The organism is Burkholderia sp. BCC0397, assembly GCF_902832865.1.
Classification (GTDB): Bacteria; Pseudomonadota; Gammaproteobacteria; order Burkholderiales; family Burkholderiaceae; genus Burkholderia.
The window spans coordinates 1,025,119-1,041,742 of record NZ_CADFDL010000002.1 but is presented as its reverse complement, the minus strand read 5'-3'; the positions used below and the strand labels follow the sequence as shown (position 1 = coordinate 1,041,742).

Sequence of the window (16,624 nt, the reverse complement as noted above, 5' to 3'; positions counted from 1 at the left end):
CAGCTCAGTTCAGCGCTTCCATGCGCAGCTTCGTTACCTTCGAGACCACCGTCGCCAGGCTCTCGATCTGCGCGATCGCCGCATTGACGTTCTTCTCGACCGTCTCGTGCGTGATCAGGATGATGTCGGTTTCGCCGTTCGCGCCGTCGATCTGCTCCGATTCCTTCTGCAGCAGCGCGTCGATCGAGATGCCCGATTCGGCGAGGATCCGCGTGATGGCGGCGAGCACGCCGGTCTGGTCGGCCACGCGCAGGCGCAGGTAGTAGCCGCTCGTGACCTCCTCGATCGGCAAAATCGGCGTGTTCGACAGGCTGTCCGGCTGGAACGCGAGGTGCGGCACGCGATGCTCGGGATCGGCCGTATGCAGGCGCGTGACGTCGACGAGATCCGCGACCACGGCCGATGCGGTCGGCTCCGCGCCCGCGCCCTTGCCGTAGTACAGCGTCGTGCCGACCGCATCGCCGTGCACGACGACCGCGTTCATCGCGCCCTCGACGTTCGCGAGCAGGCGCTTTTCCGGGATCAGCGTCGGGTGCACGCGCAGCTCGATGCCGTTTGCGGCGCGGCGCGCGATGCCGAGCAGCTTGATCCGGTAACCGAGCTCTTCCGCGTAGCGGATGTCGGTCGCGTCGAGCTTGCTGATGCCTTCGACGTACGCGCGGTCGAACTGCACCGGCACGCCGAACGCGATCGCGCTCATGATCGTCGCCTTGTGCGCGGCGTCGACGCCTTCGATGTCGAAGGTCGGATCGGCTTCCGCGTAGCCGAGTTCCTGCGCGGCCTTCAGCGCGGTCGCGAAGTCGAGCCCGCGGTCGCGCATTTCCGACAGGATGTAGTTCGTCGTGCCGTTGATGATGCCGGCGATGTACTGGATGCGGTTCGCGGTCAGGCCTTCGCGCAGCGCCTTGATGATCGGGATGCCGCCGGCAACGGCTGCCTCGAACGCGACCATCACGCCTTGCTCGCGCGCGGCTTCGAAGATCTCGGTGCCGTGCACCGCGAGCAGCGCCTTGTTCGCCGTGACGACATGCTTGCCGTTCGCGATCGCGCGCAGCACGAGCTCGCGCGCGATGCCCGTGCCGCCGATCATCTCGGCGATGATCGCGATCGACGGATCGTCGACGACTGCGTTGAAATCGTCAGTGATCTGCACGGTGCCGGCGTGCGCGCCGAGCGCAGCCTGCGCCTTGGCCGGGTTGCGCACGGCAATGCGCGCGACCTCGATGCCGCGCCCCGCGCGTCGTTTGATTTCTTCCTGGTTGCGGTGCAACACCGTGAAGGTGCCGCTGCCGACGGTGCCGAAGCCCAACAGGCCAACTTTGATCGGTTCCATGCTGCGTGTGATCGATGAGTAAGAAGTAGTGAGTGCCGTGTGGCCCTGCCCGCTCAGACCGAATGGCGCTTGCGGTAGCCGTCGAGGAAGCGTGCGATCCGGTTGATCGAATCGGTCAGGTCGTCGAGGTTCGGCAGGAAGACCACGCGGAAGTGGTCCGGCGTCGCCCAGTTGAAACCCGTGCCCTGTACGAGCAGCACGCGTTCCTCGAGCAACAGGTCGAGAATGAACTGCTGGTCGTTCTGGATCGGGTAGAGCTTCGGGTCGAGGCGCGGAAACATGTACAGCGCGGCCTGCGGTTTCACGCAGGTCACGCCCGGGATCGACGTCAGCATGTCATACGCGAGTTCGCGCTGCTTGTACAGACGCCCGCTCGGCACGATCAGCTCGTTGATGCTCTGGTAGCCGCCGAGCGCCGTCTGGATCGCGAACTGGCCGGGCACGTTCGCGCACAGGCGCATCGACGACAGGATGCCGAGCCCTTCGAGGTAATCCTTCGCGCGCCGGCGGTTGTCGCCGCCGAGGCCCGACACGGCCATCCAGCCCGCGCGATAGCCGCACGAGCGATAGCTCTTCGACAGGCTGTTGAACGTGACGGTGATCACGTCCTCCGACAGCGCACCCATCGCGGTGTGCTCGAGGCCGTCGTAGACGATCTTGTCGTAGACCTCGTCGGCGAACACGATCAGCCCGTGCTGGCGCGCGATCTCGAGCAGCTCGAGCAGCAATTCGTCGGAATAAAGCGCGCCGGTCGGATTGTTCGGGTTGATCACGACGATCGCCTTCGTGTTCGGCGTGATCTTGCTGCGGATGTCGTCGAGATCGGGCATCCACGCGTTCTGCTCGTCGCACACGTAGTGCACGGGCGTGCCGCCCGACAGGCTCACGGCCGCCGTCCACAGCGGGTAGTCGGGCGCGGGCAGCAGCACTTCGTCGCCGTCGTTCAGCAGCGCCTGGGTCGCCATCACGATCAGCTCGGACGCGCCGTTGCCGATGTAGATGTCGTCGAGGCCGACGCCGACGACGCCCTTTTCCTGCGTGTAGTGCATCACGGCCTTGCGCGCCGAGAACACGCCCTTCGAATCCGAATAGCCGGACGACGCCGGCAGGTTGCGGATCATGTCCTGGATGATCTCGTCCGGCGCGTCGAACCCGAACGGCGCGAGGTTGCCGATGTTCAGCTTGATGATGCGGTGGCCTTCTTCCTCGAGGCGCTTCGCGTGCTCGAGCACCGGGCCACGGATGTCGTAGCAGACGTTGAGCAGCTTGTTCGACTTCTGAATCGGTTTCACGACGACACGGTTCCTGGGTTGGCCTTGCGGCCGGGGGACGGGATCAAAACTGGAAAGCGGCCGGTCTGTGCGCGCTGTCTAGACTGGGAAAAAGCGGCGGTCGGACGCGGCTTGTGGCGGCGCACGACGCAAGTGGCGCCCGCAGGCGACCAAAAAGTTATAATTTAGCGGATTTTGGCCGACTTTCGCAATGCACCATAGCCGCGCCGGGCCCGCGCCGTCGGGCGTCCGCGCGTGCCCGAGGGCGCGAAACCGGCCAGCCGGGCCCGTACGGCCCTGCGAACCCATTCCCCTACGGAACCGCGGAATACCGATTTGAAACTGCACCAGGACACGAGCGGCGCGCTCAACACCGTCACCGGCTACGGCCCCGATTATGTCGACGTCAATCTCGAACGCCATGAAACGAGCGTCATCGTGCTGCCCGGCGCGCCGGTCCAGGCCTGGCCGGTGTCGTCGTTCGACGCGCTCGCGCCCGAGCATTTCGCGATGCTGCTCGACCCGACGCCCGAACTCGTGATCTTCGGCAGTGGCGCGCGGCTGCGCTTTCCGCACCCGCGGCTCGTCGCGGCGCTCACCGCGAAGCGGATCGGCGTCGAGACGATGGATTTCCAGGCCGCCTGCCGCACCTACAACATCCTGATGGCCGAGGGCCGCAAAGTCGCCGCCGCGCTCTTAATTGAACGTTAATCCCCGATACGGTAAAACTCGGGCCGGCGCAGCGGGTCGATCCCCGGATCGCCCCGGCCAGGCCGCCCGCCCCCGGCGCACCCCGCCGGCGGCCCGTCACAACAACCAACAGGCTGAAAACCCATGAACGATACGCCGTCGAGGCTACCGCTCAATCGCATCACGCTCGTCCTCCTGCTCGCCGCGCTCACGATCGTCTGGTTCGCGCCGCTCGGGCTGCGCCACCTGATCCCGAGCGACGAAGGCCGCTATGCGGAAATGGCGCGCGAGATGTTCGTCACCGGCGACTGGATCACGCCGCGCTACAACGGCTACAAGTACTTCGAGAAGCCGCCGCTGCAGACCTGGCTGAACGCGCTGACGTTCGCGTGGTTCGGCATCGGCGAATGGCAGGCGCGCCTCTATACCGCGGTGGCGAGCTTCGCCGGCGTGCTGCTCGTCGGCTACACCGGCGCGCGCCTGTTCAACCCGCTGTCGGGCTTCCTCGCGGCCGTCGTGCTCGCCAGCTCGCCGTACTGGAACCTGATGGGCCACTTCAACGCGCTCGACATGGGGCTCGCGTTCTGGATGGCGCTGTCGCTCTGCTCGCTGCTGCTCGCGCAGCGGCCCGGGCTGCGCCCGGCCGCGGTGCGCGGCTGGATGTGGGCGTGCTGGGCCGCGATGGCGTTCGCCGTGCTGTCCAAGGGCCTCGTCGGCCTGATCCTGCCCGGCGCCGTACTGGTGCTGTATACGCTGATCGCGCGCGACTGGGCGCTGTGGAAGCGGCTGTACCTGGTCAGCGGCCTCGTGATCTTCTTCGCGATCGTCACGCCGTGGTTCGTGCTCGTCCAGCAGCGCAACCCCGAGTTCTTCAACTTCTTCTTCGTCGTCCAGCAGTTCCGCCGGTACCTGACCCCGGAACAGAACCGCCCGGGCCCGCTGTACTACTTCGTGCCCGTGCTGCTGGTCGGCTTCCTGCCGTGGCTGTCGGTCGCGTGGCAGAGCATCCGCCATGCGCTGCGCATGCCGCGCCAGCCGAACGGCTTCGCGCCGATGCTCGTGCTGCTGATCTGGAGCGCGTTCATCTTCCTGTTCTTCAGTGCGTCGCATTCGAAGCTGATCTCGTACGTGCTGCCGGTCGCGCCGGCGCTCGCGCTGATCATCGGCGCGTACCTGCCGCTGATGACGGCCGACCGCTTCCGCCGCCACCTGCTCGGCTACCTCGTGTTCTTCGTCGCCGCGGCGTTCGGGATCATCTTCCTCGCGTACCAGGGCGACGCCCGCACGCCGAACGCGCTGTACCGCGCGTTCCAGATGTGGCTGTACGCCGGTCTCGCGGTCGCGGCCGCGCTGACGCTCACGGCCGCGTGGCTGAACCGGCGCGCGGGCGTGGCCGCCGCGCTCGCCGCATTCGGCGCCGCATGGCTCGCGTTCGGCACGATCGGCGGCACCGGGCACGACGAGTTCGGCCGCTACAGCTCGGGCGCGCTGCTCGCGCCGGCCGTGCGCGCCGAACTGGCGAAGCTGCCGCCCGATACGCCGTTCTACTCGGTCGAAATGCTCGATCACACATTCCCGTTCTACATGGGCCACACGACGATCATGGTGCAGCGCCAGGACGAGCTCGCGTTCGGGATCTCGGTCGAGCCGAACAAGTGGATCCCGACCGTCGGCGAATGGATCACGCGCTGGAAGCAGGACACCCATGCGCTCGCGATCATGGGGCCCGGCCAGTACGACACGCTGGTCAAGGAAGGCGTGCCGATGCGCGTGATCGCGCGCGACAACCGCCGCGTGATCGTCGAGAAACCGCAATCGTAAGGACGTCCCCCGCATGAATCCCGTTTCGTTCGTCTGCATCATCACCGGCGTGATGCTCAACGCCTGTGCGCAACTTCTGCTGAAAGCCGGCGTCAACGCCGTTGGACACTTCGAATTCAGCCGTGCGAACATCATCCCGGTCGGGTTCAAGATCGCGACCCAGCTGCCGATCATCGGCGGCCTCGGCTGCTACGTGCTGAGCGTCGTCGTGTGGATCGTCGGGCTGTCGCGGGTCGACGTGTCGATCGCGTACCCGATGCTGTCGCTCGGCTACGTCGTCAACGCGTTCGCGGCGTGGTACCTGTTCGGCGAGGTGCTGTCGATCCAGAAGTTCGTCGGCATCGGCATCATCCTGATCGGCGTGCTCGTGCTCGCGCGCAGCTGAGCGCGGCCCGCGGCGTTAAGCGTCCGCCTACAAAAAATCACGGTACGAATCCGCCAACCGGTGTTTAATGCCGGTTTCGGACGGATCGCCCGACCCTTTTATTACACGCCATTACAGGCCCAACGCGTTCATGAGCCAGACTACCGCTCCGTTTCTGCCGTTCACCCGCCCCGAGATCGATGAGGAAACCATCCAGGGCGTCGTCGACGTGCTGCGCTCGGGCTGGATCACCACCGGCCCGCAGTGCCAGAAATTCGAAGCCGCGCTGTCCGAGTACTGCGGCGGCCGTCCGGTCCGCGCATTCAACTCGGGCACCTGCACGCTCGAGATCGGCCTGCGCATCGCGGGCGTCGGCCCCGGCGACGAGGTGATCACGACGCCGGCGTCGTGGGTCTCGACCAGCAACGTGATCATCGAAACGAGCGCGACGCCCGTGTTCGCGGACATCGATCCCGTCACGCGCAACATCGACCTCGACAAGCTCGAGCAGGCGATCACGCCGCGCACGAAGGCCATCATCCCCGTGTTCCTGTCCGGCCTGCCGGTCGACATGGACCGCCTGTACGCAATCGCCCGCGCGCATAACCTGCGCGTGATCGAGGATGCCGCGCAGGCGTTCGGCTCGACGTGGCACGGCAAGCGCATCGGCGCGATCGGCGACATCGTGTCGTTCAGCTTCCACGCGAACAAGAACCTGACGACGATCGAAGGCGGCGCGCTCGTGCTGAACAACGAGGACGAAGCCGTACTCGCGCAGAAGTACCGGCTGCAGGGCATCACCCGCACCGGCTTCGACGGGATGGACTGCGACGTGCTCGGCGGCAAGTACAACCTGACCGACGTCGCCGCGCGCGTCGGCCTCGGCCAGCTGCCGCACATCGAGCGCTTCACCGCGCAGCGCCGTGCGCTCGCCCGCGCGTATTTCGCCGCGTTCGACGGCGGCGCGGCCGTGAAGCTCGGCGTCGGCCTGCCGGTCGCCGAATTCGAGAACGGCAACTGGCACATGTTCCTGGTCACGCTGCCGCTCGAGCGGCTGACGATCACGCGCGCCGAATTCATGGCGCAGATGAAGGAACGCGGCATCGGCACCGGTATCCACTACCCGGCGATCCATCTTTTCACGCTGTACCGTGCGCGCGGTTTCAAGGAAGGCATGTTCCCCCACGCCGAACGGTACGGCGCGTCGACCGTCACGCTGCCGCTGTTTACGCAGATGACGGAAGGCGACGTGCGTCGCGTGGTCGACGCCGTCAATCAGATTTGCGAACAATACGGAAAATAAGCGTACATGAGTCACCTTGAAGCACGCGTCGGGCATCCCGGCGCCGGGCACCCGGGCGCCGCGCACCTGGACGCCGGCCGGCCCGAAGTATCGGTCATCATCCCCGTGTACAACGAGGAAGACGGCCTTGCCGCGCTGTTCGCGCGGCTGTATCCGGCGCTCGACGCACTCGACACGTCGTACGAAGTGATCCTGATCAACGACGGCAGCCGCGACCGCTCGGCCGCGATGCTCGCCGATCAGTTCCACGTACGGCCCGACACGACGCGCGTGGTGCTGCTCAACGGCAACTACGGCCAGCACATGGCGATCCTCGCCGGCTTCGCGCAGTCGCGCGGCGAGATCGTCATCACGCTCGACGCCGACCTGCAGAACCCGCCGGAGGAAATCGGCAAGCTGATCACGAAGATGCGCGAGGGCTACGACTACGTCGGCTCGATCCGCAAGCAGCGCCAGGACAGCCTGTGGCGGCGCAAGGCGTCGCAGATGATGAACCGGCTGCGCGAGCGCATCACGCGTATCAAGATGACCGACCAGGGCTGCATGCTGCGCGCGTACAGCCGCCGCATCATCGACACGATCAACGTGTGCGGCGAAGTCAACACGTTCATCCCCGCGCTCGCGTACACGTTCGCGCAGAACCCGACCGAAATCGAGGTCGCGCACGAGGAACGCTTCGCGGGCGAATCGAAGTATTCGCTGTACAGCCTGATCCGGCTGAACTTCGACCTCGTGACGGGCTTCTCGGTCGTGCCGCTGCAGTGGCTGTCGTTCATCGGCGTGATCCTGTCGCTCGGCTCCGCCGCGCTGTTCCTGCTGCTGCTCGTGCGCCGCTTCATCGTCGGCGCGGAAGTGCAAGGCGTGTTCACGCTGTTCGCAATCACGTTCTTCCTGCTCGGCGTGATCATCTTCGCGCTCGGCCTGCTCGGCGAATACGTCGGCCGCATCTACCAGCAGGTGCGCGCGCGGCCGCGCTACCTGATCCAGGCCGTGCTCGAGCAGCACGACGGCGTGCCGCCGGTGCCGGCCGCCGCGCACCGCCCGGGAGCCGTGCAATGAAGCCGCGCGCGGTCGTCTTCGCGTATCACAACGTCGGCGTGCGCTGCCTGCAGGTGCTGCTCGCGCGCGGCGTCGACGTCGCGCTGGTCGTCACGCACGAGGACAATCCGAACGAGAACATCTGGTTCGGCAGCGTCGCGTCCGTCGCGGCCGAGCACGGCATTCCGGTCGTCACGCCGGCCGATCCCGTCGATCCGGCACTGCGCCGCGCGGTGTCCGACGCGCAGCCCGATTTCATCTTCTCGTTCTACTACCGGCACATGCTGCCGGTGGACCTGCTCGCGATCGCGCCGCGCGGCGCGTACAACATGCATGGTTCGCTGCTGCCGAAATACCGGGGTCGGGTACCGACCAACTGGGCCGTGCTGAACGGCGAGACCGAGACCGGCGCGACGCTGCACGAGATGGCCGCCAAGCCCGACGCGGGCGCGATCATCGCGCAGACCGCGGTGCCGATCCTGCCGGACGACACGGCCGCGCAGGTGTTCGACAAGGTCGCGGTGGCCGCCGAGCAGACGCTGTGGCGCGTGCTGCCCGCGCTGCTCGCGGGCGAGGCGCCGCACCTGCCGAACGATCTCGCGACCGGCAGCTACTACGGCGGGCGCAAGCCCGAGGACGGCCGCGTCGACTGGTCGAAGCCGGCCGCGCAGGTCTACAACCTGGTGCGCGCGGTCGCGCCCCCGTATCCGGGCGCATTCACGGACATCGGCGGCGCGCGCTTCGTGATCGCGCGCGCCCGCCTCGCGGCGCCCGGCAGCGCGGCAGCGGCCGCCGCGGCAGATTTGCCGCCCGGCCTGCACGTAAGCGATAATGCGCTATTCGGCGTCTGCGGCGACAGCCGCGCCCTATCCATTCTCGAGCTGTGGCAGCAGCGCGACGGCAGCGAAACCGTCGTGACGCCCGCGGAATTCGCGCAGTTCATTCATTCTTCCCGTCATTCATGAAAGCAAAAAAAGTCCTGATCCTGGGTGTGAACGGCTTCATCGGCCATCACCTGTCGAAGCGCATTCTTGAAACCACCGATTGGGAAGTGTTCGGCATGGACATGCAGACCGACCGGCTGGGCGACCTCGTCAACCACGAGCGGATGCATTTCTTCGAAGGCGACATCACGATCAACAAGGAGTGGGTCGAGTATCACGTGAAGAAGTGCGACGTGATCCTGCCGCTCGTCGCGATCGCCACGCCGGCCACCTACGTCCAGCAGCCGCTGCGCGTGTTCGAACTCGACTTCGAGGCGAACCTGCCGATCGTGCGCTCGGCCGTCAAGTACGGCAAGCACCTCGTGTTCCCGTCGACCTCCGAGGTCTACGGCATGTGCTCGGACGAGCAGTTCGACCCGGACGCGTCGGCGCTCACCTACGGCCCGATCAACAAGCCGCGCTGGATCTACGCGTGCTCGAAGCAGCTGATGGACCGCGTGATCTGGGGCTACGGGATGGAAGGCCTGAACTTCACGCTGTTCCGTCCGTTCAACTGGATCGGCCCGGGCCTCGACTCGATCTACACGCCGAAGGAAGGCAGCTCGCGCGTGGTCACGCAGTTCCTCGGCCACATCGTGCGCGGCGAGAACATCAGCCTCGTCGACGGCGGCTCGCAGAAGCGCGCGTTCACCGACATCGGCGACGGCATCAGCGCGCTGATGAAGATCATCGACAACAAGGACGGCGTCGCGTCGGGCAAGATCTACAACATCGGGAATCCGAAGAACAACTTCTCGGTTCGCGAGCTCGCGCACAAGATGCTCGAACTGGCGGCGGAATTCCCCGAGTACGCCGATTCGGCCAAGCAGGTGAAGCTCGTCGAAACGACGTCCGGCGCCTACTACGGCAACGGCTACCAGGACGTGCAGAACCGCGTGCCGAAGATCGACAACACGATGCAGGAGCTCGGCTGGGCGCCGCAGGCGACGTTCGACGACGCGCTGCGCAACATCTTCGAAGCGTATCGCGGCCACGTCGCCGACGCGCGCGCGCTCGTCGAACAGCAAGGTTGACCGGGACGTTCGCTTGGCTCGTATCGTCCTCAAGATCGACGTCGACACGCTGCGCGGCACGCGCGAAGGCGTGCCGAACCTCGCGCGCATCTTCGACCGCTTCAATGCGCGCGCGACCTTCCTCTTCAGCCTCGGGCCCGATCACACGGGCTGGGCGCTGCGGCGCGTGTTCCGCCCGGGCTTCCTGAAGAAGGTGTCGCGCACGTCGGTGGTCGAACACTACGGCGTGAAGCAGCTGATGTACGGCGTGCTGCTGCCGGGCCCCGACATCGGCCGCCGCGCGATCGCCGACATGCGCGCGATTCACGAGGCCGGCTTCGAATGCGGGATCCACACGTGGGATCACGTGTACTGGCAGGACAACGTGCGCGTACGCGATCGCGACTGGACCGCGCGTGAAATGCAGAAGAGTCACGCACGCTTCATCGAGATCTTCGGCGCGCCGCCCGTCACGCACGGCGCGGCCGGCTGGCAGATGAACGACGCCGCGTTCGAGCAGATCGACGCATGGGGGATGCGCTACGCATCCGACGGTCGCGGCCACTCGCCGTACCTGCCCGTCGTCGGCGGCCGCACGCTGTCGCACGTGCAGATGCCGACCACGCTGCCGACGCTCGACGAAGTGCTCGGCATCGACGGCGTCGACACGCACAACGTCGCCGCGCACCTCCTCAAGTTCACCGAAACCAATCCGCACGACCAGGTGTTCACGCTGCATGCGGAACTGGAAGGCCAGAAGCTCGCGCCCGTATTCGAGCAACTGCTCGCCGGCTGGCGGGCGCAAGGCCACACGTTTGCGACGATGGGCGACTACCACGCGACGCTGGACCGCGACTCGCTGCCATCGTACCCTGTCACGTGGGGCGAAATCCCCGGCCGCTCCGGTGAACTGATCGTCCAGCCCGACTGAGTTCGCGCGCGAGCCGGCGTCGCCGCCGCGCCCTTGCGGCGCGCTGCCGCGACGCCCCGCCGAACCGCGCCGCCGCAGCGGCGCCCTTCCATAACAACAGGAGAAACACGTGTCTGTCGAAGTTGACCGTCAAGTTCCCGATTTCACCGCACCGGCCACGGGCGGCGACATTTCGCTGTCCGACCTGAAGGGCAAGAAGCTCGTGCTGTACTTCTATCCGAAGGACAACACGCCGGGCTGCACGACCGAAGGGCTGCAGTTCCGCGATCTCTATCCGAAGTTCAAGAAAGCCGGTGCGGAAGTCATCGGCGTGTCGCGCGACAGCCTGCGCTCGCATGACAATTTCAAGGCCAAGCTCGAACTGCCGTTCCCGCTGATCTCCGATGCCGACGAAGCGCTGTGCGCGGTGTTCGATGTCATCAAGATGAAGAAAATGTATGGCAAGGAAGTGCGCGGAATCGAGCGCTCGACGTTCCTGATCGATGCCGACGGCGTGCTCCGCCAGGCATGGCGCGGCATCAAGGTACCGGGTCACGTGGACGACGTGCTAAAGGCTGTACAAGCGCTTTGAGGCGCGTTATATTGGGCCGCAATGAATGCCAGTTCGCCCCATATTTCTCGTAGCTGCGCCGGTGCCCGTTGCAATGCTTCCCGGCACCTGACGCGCATCACGACGGCATCAGCCGAGCCGCATGTCCCTGTCGACGGGGCAGCGGCTTTTTTTATGGATCGCGCGCCGGCCCTCCCCGGTCCGGCCCTTACCGTATCGAGGAGCTGATCGACACTTAGGCGAACCGGCTAGACGAAAATCCTGTGCGCCACCGCGCGCAAACTGCATGCGTCTACGTCACGCAGGATGCGATCAGCGGCGCACTTCATGCGACACGATTCCTCCCGAGGGACACCATGCCTTTGCCTACTCCCCCCAGCAAGCTCGGCAGCCTGCTGCCGCCCGACGAATACAAGGCGAAAGCGCGGCCCGCGAAAGCCGCGAAGAAATCCGCCGAAGGGGACGCATCCACAGCCGGTGACTATGGTCCGGCCAGCGTGGCCCAACCGATGATCGAAGCCGCGAACACGGCCGCGCCGCTGCGCGCCGTCGCGTCTTCGGCGCCCGAGGCCGCGAGCGCACCCGCGCGCGGCCGCAAGACCAGGCAGACGGCCGCGTTGCTGCAGCCGCTGCAGGCGCCCGCCGAACCCGCGGCGCCGGTCGTCGCGCGCAACGACAAGCCGGCCGCCGACAAACCGGCCGCCACGCCCGCGCGCGGCGCCGGCGCCGCGACGAAGTCGCGCGGCCGCAAGCCTGCCGAAGCCGAACTGCAGAAACTGTTCGTGCTCGACACCAACGTGCTGATGCACGACCCGAGCAGCCTCTTCCGCTTCGAGGAACACGACGTCTATCTGCCGATGATGACGCTCGAGGAACTCGACAACCACAAGAAGGGGATGTCCGAAGTCGCGCGCAATGCACGCCAGGTCAGCCGCACGCTCGACGCGCTCGTCGCCGACGGCGGCCCGATCTCGGCCGGCATTCCGCTGTCGCGCCTCGGCAGCCGCGACGCGCTCGGCCGCCTGTACTTCCAGACGAAGCTTGCCGACATCGCGCCGATCGAAGGCCTGCCCGAAGGCAAGGCCGACAACCAGATCCTCGGCGTCGTGCGCGCGCTGCAGCGCGACCGACCCGATCGCCAGGTCGTGCTGGTGTCGAAAGACATCAACATGCGGATCAAGGCGCACGCACTCGGCCTGCCCGCGGAAGACTACTTCAACGACCAGGTGCTCGAGGATTCGGACCTCCTGTACAACGGCGTGCGCGAACTGCCGCAGGACTTCTGGACCAGGCACGCGAAGGGCATGGAGAGCTGGCAGGACACCAAGACGGGCACCACGTACTACCGCGTGACCGGCCCGCTCGTCGCGTCGATGCTCGTCAACGAGTTCGTCTATCTGGAGCCGCAGAACGGCGAGCCGACGTTCCACGCGATCGTCCGCGAACTGAACGGCAAGACGGCGCTGCTGCAGACGCTGCGCGACTACAGCCACCACAAGAACAACGTGTGGGGCATCACCGCGCGCAACCGCGAGCAGAACTTCGCGCTGAACCTGCTGATGAACCCCGAGATCGACTTCGTCACGCTGCTCGGCCAGGCCGGCACCGGCAAGACGCTCGTCGCGCTCGCGGCCGGCCTCGCGCAGGTGCTCGACGACAAGCGCTACAACGAGATCATCGTGACGCGCGCGACCGTGCCCGTCGGCGAGGACATCGGTTTCCTGCCCGGTACCGAGGAAGAGAAGATGCAGCCGTGGATGGGTGCATTCGACGACAACCTCGAAGTGCTGCAGAAGACCGACGACGCTGCCGGCGAATGGGGCCGTGCCGCGACGCAGGAGCTGATCCGTTCGCGCCTGAAGGTGAAGAGCATGAACTTCATGCGCGGCCGCACGTTCGTCGACAAGTACCTGATCATCGACGAGGCGCAGAACCTGACGCCGAAGCAGATGAAGACGCTCGTCACGCGCGCGGGCCCCGGCACGAAGATCGTGTGCCTCGGCAACATCGCGCAGATCGACACGCCCTACCTGACCGAAGGCAGCTCGGGCCTGACCTACGTCGTCGACCGCTTCAAGGGCTGGGGCCACAGCGGCCACGTGACCCTCGCGCGCGGCGAACGCTCGCGGCTCGCCGACTACGCGTCGGACATCCTGTAACGCGCAGGCCGGCCGATCGGCCGGCTTTCGACGCCACGCGGCGCTCCGTTTCCGGAGCGCCGTTTTTATTTGGGGTCGAAGACAAAAGTAATGCTTCGTCACGCAACAACGCAGTTTACGCGCGAAACTTCAAGTAAATTCTCAAGAATGGTTGCTTAAGCCCCGTCGGAGCGTCTACCATCGGGCCTATCTGTTGTCATACGATTCGCGAGCGCGCCGCGCTCGCCCGCCTTGCCATGCTTCGAATCTGGGTTCCCGTCGCCGTCGTCTCCCTGCTTGCGGCCTGCTCCAGCGTGCCGCCGCAGTCGGCATCGCGTTCCGCTTCGGGCATGAAGATCACGACGCCGCGTGCCTTCCCGCCGCCCGCCAATTTCCCGAAATTCGTCGACCACAGCGTCGGTCAGGAAGAAATCTCGATCCAGGCGATGAGCCTCGTCGGCGTCCCGTATCGCTGGGGCGGCAACACGCCGACGAGCGGCTTCGACTGCAGCGGGCTCGTGCGCTACGTGATCGGCCGCGCGGCCGACGTGAACCTGCCGCGCACGACCGCCGACATGAGCGGCCGCGGCGTGTCGGTCGAACCCGACGAGATCGCGCCGGGCGACCTGATCTTCTTCAATACGACCGGGCGGCCGCATTCGCACGTCGGCATCTATGTCGGCAAGCTGCGCTTCGTCAACGCGCCGTCGACGGGCGGCACCGTACGGCTCGACTACCTGACGAACCCGTACTGGGCCAAGCGATTCGACGGCATTCGCCGCGTCGCGCCGCCGCGCTCGGCCCCGACGCCGTTCGATGCGCCGACCTACGAGGCCAAACGCGACGAGCCGCGCAATCCGCCGGCGGTCGCGGCCGCTCCGGTGGTCGTGACGGCCGCCGCCGCGCCGCGGCAGCCCGCGTATGCGCCGTCGCAAGCGAGAGCGACGCGGGCGCCGGCTCCGGCCACCCTGACCACGCCGGTCGTGACGGCCGCCGCAGTTGCACCGGCAGCACCGGCCGCCGATCCGTACGAACCGCCGCCACCGCGGATGCAGGCGGCCCAGCAGCAGGCGACATCCGTGGCTGACGCCATGCCCGCGACGACGGCCAATGCAGCACCGGCCGCGCCGGCGGAAGTCGGCACGCAGATTCCGACGACCGCGCTGACGGCCGCCCAGGCCGCCGCCTTCGATGCCGAACCGCCGCCCGCCACCGCGTCGACGCCTCCACGCAGTATCGAGCCCGCACCCGTGCAGGTGTGGCGTGCAGCGACGCAATCCGCGCCCGTCAGCCCGCGCACGAGTACGGCAGACGATCCGATCGCGCGGTTTGCAAACGGCAGCTACTGACCGCCGTTGCTCGAACCCGACCGTCGACGATGTTGGCGGCATCCGCCGCCCTCCACCGCGTCGTCGCCCCCTTCCGCCGCCCCCAAAAGAAAATGCGCCGCAGCCTTTCGGCTTGCGGCGCATTTCATATCGATCCGGCCGTGTCGGCGCTCAGAAGATCTGGCGTCCGAGCCACCACCCGCCGGCCGCGAACAGCGCGGCCGCCGGCAGCGTCAGCACCCACGCCCACACGATGTTGCCGGCGACGCCCCAGCGCACGGCCGACAGCTTCTGCGTCGCGCCGACACCGACGATCGCACCGGTAATCGTGTGCGTGGTCGACACGGGAATGCCGAGGAACGACGCGATGAACAGCGTGATCGCGCCACCGCTTTCCGCGCAGAAACCGCCGACCGGCTTGAGCTTCGTGATCTTCTGGCCCATCGTGCGCACGATGCGCCAGCCGCCGAACAGCGTGCCGAGGCCCATCGACAGGTAGCACGCGCCGATCACCCAGGCCGGCGGCGCATCGGCGGTCGCCGACGCGTAGCCGCTCGCGATCAGCAGCATCCAGATGATACCGATCGTCTTCTGGGCGTCGTTGCCGCCGTGACCCAGGCTGTACAGGCCAGCCGACAGCAGCTGCAGCCGGCGGAAGCGCCGGTCGACCTTGCTGGGCGCGGTACGGAAATACAGCCACGACACGCCGAGCATGAACAGCGAACCGAGGATGAAACCGAGCAGCGGCGAAATGAAGATGAACGCGATCGTCTTCAGCAGCCCGTCGATGTTCAGCGCGCTCCAGCCGGACTTCGCGAGCGCGGCGCCGACGAGGCCGCCGATCAGCGCGTGCGACGAGCTCGACGGGATCCCGTAGTACCACGTGATCACGTTCCAGCCGATCGCACCGACCAGCGCGCCGAACACGACGTAATGGTCGACGATCTCGGGATCGATCGTGCCTTTACCGACGGTCTGCGCGACTTTCAGGTGGAAAATGAAGTACGCGATCACGTTGAACGCGGCCGCGAACACCACGGCCTGCTGGGGCTTCAGCACCCCGGTCGACACGACGGTGGCGATCGAGTTCGCCGCGTCGTGAAAGCCGTTCATGAAGTCGAATACGAGCGCGACGAGTACCAGCGTCGCGACCATCCATAGGGCGAGTTGTATCGAATGCATCGTGGTCCGCTCAGGCGTTTTCCAGCACGATGCCTTCGATGATGTTCGCGACGTCCTCGCACTTGTCGGTGATCTCCTCGAGCAGCTCGTAGATCGCCTTCAGCTTGATGAGCGTCTTCACGTCGTCTTCCTCGCGGAACAGCTTCGACATCGCCGAGCGCAGCACGCGGTCGGCCTCGGACTCCCAGCGGTCGATTTCCTCGCATTGCTTGAGGATCTGTGCCGACTGCTTCATGTCGGACAGCAAGCCGACGGCCTGCTGCACGTGTTGTGCCGACTGCGTGACGATGTGCGCGAGCTGGCTCGCCTCGGACGTGACGGACCGCACGTCGTACAGCGACACGGCCGTCGCGACGTCTTCCATCAGGTCGAGGATGTCGTCCATCGTCGTGATCAGTTTGTGGATCTCGTCGCGATCAAGCGGCGTGATGAAGGTCTTGTGCAACAGATCGATCGCCTCGTGCGTGAGCTTGTCGGCGGCCTTCTCGGCGATTTGCACGTTTTGCTTGTGAATCTCGGCGTCGGCGAGATTGTCGATCAGCAGTTCGAGCTCGCGGCCACCGGAAACGATGTGCTTCGCGTGCGCGTTGAAGAGTTCAAAGAACTTGCCCTCGGTGGGCATGAATCGACCGAACATGGGATTCCTGAGAGATTGTCAAACTACTGTCACGAAAACGGG

15 protein-coding genes and 1 pseudogene are annotated in these 16,624 nt (G+C 66.2%); 11 read left to right on the top strand and 5 right to left on the bottom strand.

The window, feature by feature from the left end; genetic code table 11:
- Positions 1-4: 4 nt before the first annotated feature.
- Both HWX03_RS09600 and HWX03_RS09595 read right to left on the bottom strand, forming a co-directional pair.
- A complete protein-coding gene (locus tag HWX03_RS09600) occupies positions 5-1,333 on the bottom strand; it encodes a homoserine dehydrogenase (RefSeq protein ID WP_174388110.1) in 1,329 nt (442 codons plus the stop codon).
- Positions 1,334-1,386: 53 nt separating this feature from the next.
- Entirely contained in the window at positions 1,387-2,625 is a 1,239-nt protein-coding gene (locus tag HWX03_RS09595) for a pyridoxal phosphate-dependent aminotransferase (protein ID WP_059233980.1), read from the bottom strand.
- Positions 2,626-2,940: 315 nt separating this feature from the next.
- Here HWX03_RS09595 and HWX03_RS09590 point away from each other — a divergent pair, with 315 nt between their 5' ends.
- The 9 genes from HWX03_RS09590 to HWX03_RS09550 all read left to right on the top strand — a co-directional run bounded on the left by HWX03_RS09590 (position 2,941) and on the right by HWX03_RS09550 (position 11,318).
- Positions 2,941-3,315, top strand: a complete 375-nt coding sequence (locus HWX03_RS09590; RefSeq protein WP_012328660.1) for an Mth938-like domain-containing protein — start codon at positions 2,941-2,943, stop codon at positions 3,313-3,315.
- 123 nt (positions 3,316-3,438) lie between these two features.
- The gene (locus HWX03_RS09585; RefSeq protein WP_175871073.1) at positions 3,439-5,115 is read left to right on the top strand and encodes a glycosyltransferase family 39 protein; all 1,677 of its coding nucleotides are present in this window, start codon (positions 3,439-3,441) and stop codon (positions 5,113-5,115) included.
- 13 nt (positions 5,116-5,128) lie between these two features.
- Positions 5,129-5,500, top strand: coding sequence for an EamA family transporter (locus tag HWX03_RS09580; RefSeq protein ID WP_050013231.1), 372 nt, complete (start codon positions 5,129-5,131; stop codon positions 5,498-5,500).
- Between the two features lie 130 nt (positions 5,501-5,630).
- The gene (locus HWX03_RS09575; RefSeq protein WP_175871072.1) at positions 5,631-6,782 is read left to right on the top strand and encodes a DegT/DnrJ/EryC1/StrS aminotransferase family protein; all 1,152 of its coding nucleotides are present in this window, start codon (positions 5,631-5,633) and stop codon (positions 6,780-6,782) included.
- A gap of 6 nt (positions 6,783-6,788) precedes the next feature.
- Positions 6,789-7,841, top strand: a complete 1,053-nt coding sequence (locus HWX03_RS09570) for a glycosyltransferase (RefSeq protein ID WP_175819682.1) — start codon at positions 6,789-6,791, stop codon at positions 7,839-7,841.
- Complete coding sequence (locus HWX03_RS09565; RefSeq protein ID WP_175871071.1) at positions 7,838-8,785, top strand: formyltransferase; 948 nt, start codon at positions 7,838-7,840, stop codon at positions 8,783-8,785. Before HWX03_RS09570 ends, HWX03_RS09565 begins: the two co-directional genes overlap by 4 nt.
- Positions 8,782-9,837, top strand: a complete 1,056-nt coding sequence (locus HWX03_RS09560; protein ID WP_011352307.1) for a bifunctional UDP-4-keto-pentose/UDP-xylose synthase — start codon at positions 8,782-8,784, stop codon at positions 9,835-9,837. The genes HWX03_RS09565 and HWX03_RS09560 overlap by 4 nt, the downstream gene beginning before the upstream one ends.
- A gap of 13 nt (positions 9,838-9,850) precedes the next feature.
- A complete protein-coding gene (locus tag HWX03_RS09555; RefSeq protein WP_175871070.1) occupies positions 9,851-10,747 on the top strand; it encodes a polysaccharide deacetylase family protein in 897 nt (298 codons plus the stop codon).
- 109 nt (positions 10,748-10,856) lie between these two features.
- On the top strand, positions 10,857-11,318 hold the full coding sequence (locus HWX03_RS09550; RefSeq protein WP_174388118.1) for a peroxiredoxin: 462 nt from the start codon (positions 10,857-10,859) through the stop codon (positions 11,316-11,318).
- 213 nt (positions 11,319-11,531) lie between these two features.
- Here the strand turns inward: HWX03_RS09550 and HWX03_RS37325 are convergent.
- Positions 11,532-11,758: pseudogene (locus HWX03_RS37325) on the bottom strand (hypothetical protein); the annotation flags it as partial.
- Here HWX03_RS37325 and HWX03_RS09545 point away from each other — a divergent pair.
- Positions 11,654-13,456: a PhoH family protein gene (locus HWX03_RS09545; protein ID WP_174431666.1), complete on the top strand. Its 1,803-nt coding sequence runs from the start codon at positions 11,654-11,656 to the stop codon at positions 13,454-13,456. The pseudogene HWX03_RS37325 and the gene HWX03_RS09545 overlap by 105 nt on opposite strands.
- Before the next feature lie 236 nt (positions 13,457-13,692).
- Complete coding sequence (locus HWX03_RS09540) at positions 13,693-14,784, top strand: C40 family peptidase (protein WP_175871069.1); 1,092 nt, start codon at positions 13,693-13,695, stop codon at positions 14,782-14,784.
- 150 nt (positions 14,785-14,934) lie between these two features.
- On the opposite strand, the gene HWX03_RS09535 is transcribed toward HWX03_RS09540, so the two are convergent.
- Both HWX03_RS09535 and HWX03_RS09530 read right to left on the bottom strand, forming a co-directional pair.
- Entirely contained in the window at positions 14,935-15,945 is a 1,011-nt protein-coding gene (locus tag HWX03_RS09535; protein WP_034207486.1) for an inorganic phosphate transporter, read from the bottom strand.
- 10 nt (positions 15,946-15,955) lie between these two features.
- Positions 15,956-16,582 carry a DUF47 domain-containing protein gene (locus tag HWX03_RS09530; protein ID WP_174431664.1) on the bottom strand — a complete coding sequence of 209 codons (627 nt, stop codon included), beginning with the start codon at positions 16,580-16,582 and terminating at the stop codon, positions 15,956-15,958.
- Positions 16,583-16,624: the final 42 nt, after the last annotated feature.

What these genes read in the sequence shown, in the direction of transcription:
- HWX03_RS09600 (WP_174388110.1), bottom strand. Translation starts at nt 1,333, where the DNA reads ATGGAACCGATCAAAGTTGGCCTGTTGGGCTTCGGCACCGTCGGCAGC.
- HWX03_RS09585 (WP_175871073.1), top strand. Translation starts at nt 3,439, where the DNA reads ATGAACGATACGCCGTCGAGGCTACCGCTCAATCGCATCACGCTCGTC.
- HWX03_RS09580 (WP_050013231.1), top strand. Translation starts at nt 5,129, where the DNA reads ATGAATCCCGTTTCGTTCGTCTGCATCATCACCGGCGTGATGCTCAAC.
- HWX03_RS09575 (WP_175871072.1), top strand. Translation starts at nt 5,631, where the DNA reads ATGAGCCAGACTACCGCTCCGTTTCTGCCGTTCACCCGCCCCGAGATC.
- HWX03_RS09570 (WP_175819682.1), top strand. Translation starts at nt 6,789, where the DNA reads ATGAGTCACCTTGAAGCACGCGTCGGGCATCCCGGCGCCGGGCACCCG.
- HWX03_RS09565 (WP_175871071.1), top strand. Translation starts at nt 7,838, where the DNA reads ATGAAGCCGCGCGCGGTCGTCTTCGCGTATCACAACGTCGGCGTGCGC.
- HWX03_RS09560 (WP_011352307.1), top strand. Translation starts at nt 8,782, where the DNA reads ATGAAAGCAAAAAAAGTCCTGATCCTGGGTGTGAACGGCTTCATCGGC.
- HWX03_RS09545 (WP_174431666.1), top strand. Translation starts at nt 11,654, where the DNA reads ATGCCTTTGCCTACTCCCCCCAGCAAGCTCGGCAGCCTGCTGCCGCCC.
- HWX03_RS09540 (WP_175871069.1), top strand. Translation starts at nt 13,693, where the DNA reads ATGCTTCGAATCTGGGTTCCCGTCGCCGTCGTCTCCCTGCTTGCGGCC.
- HWX03_RS09535 (WP_034207486.1), bottom strand. Translation starts at nt 15,945, where the DNA reads ATGCATTCGATACAACTCGCCCTATGGATGGTCGCGACGCTGGTACTC.
- HWX03_RS09530 (WP_174431664.1), bottom strand. Translation starts at nt 16,582, where the DNA reads ATGTTCGGTCGATTCATGCCCACCGAGGGCAAGTTCTTTGAACTCTTC.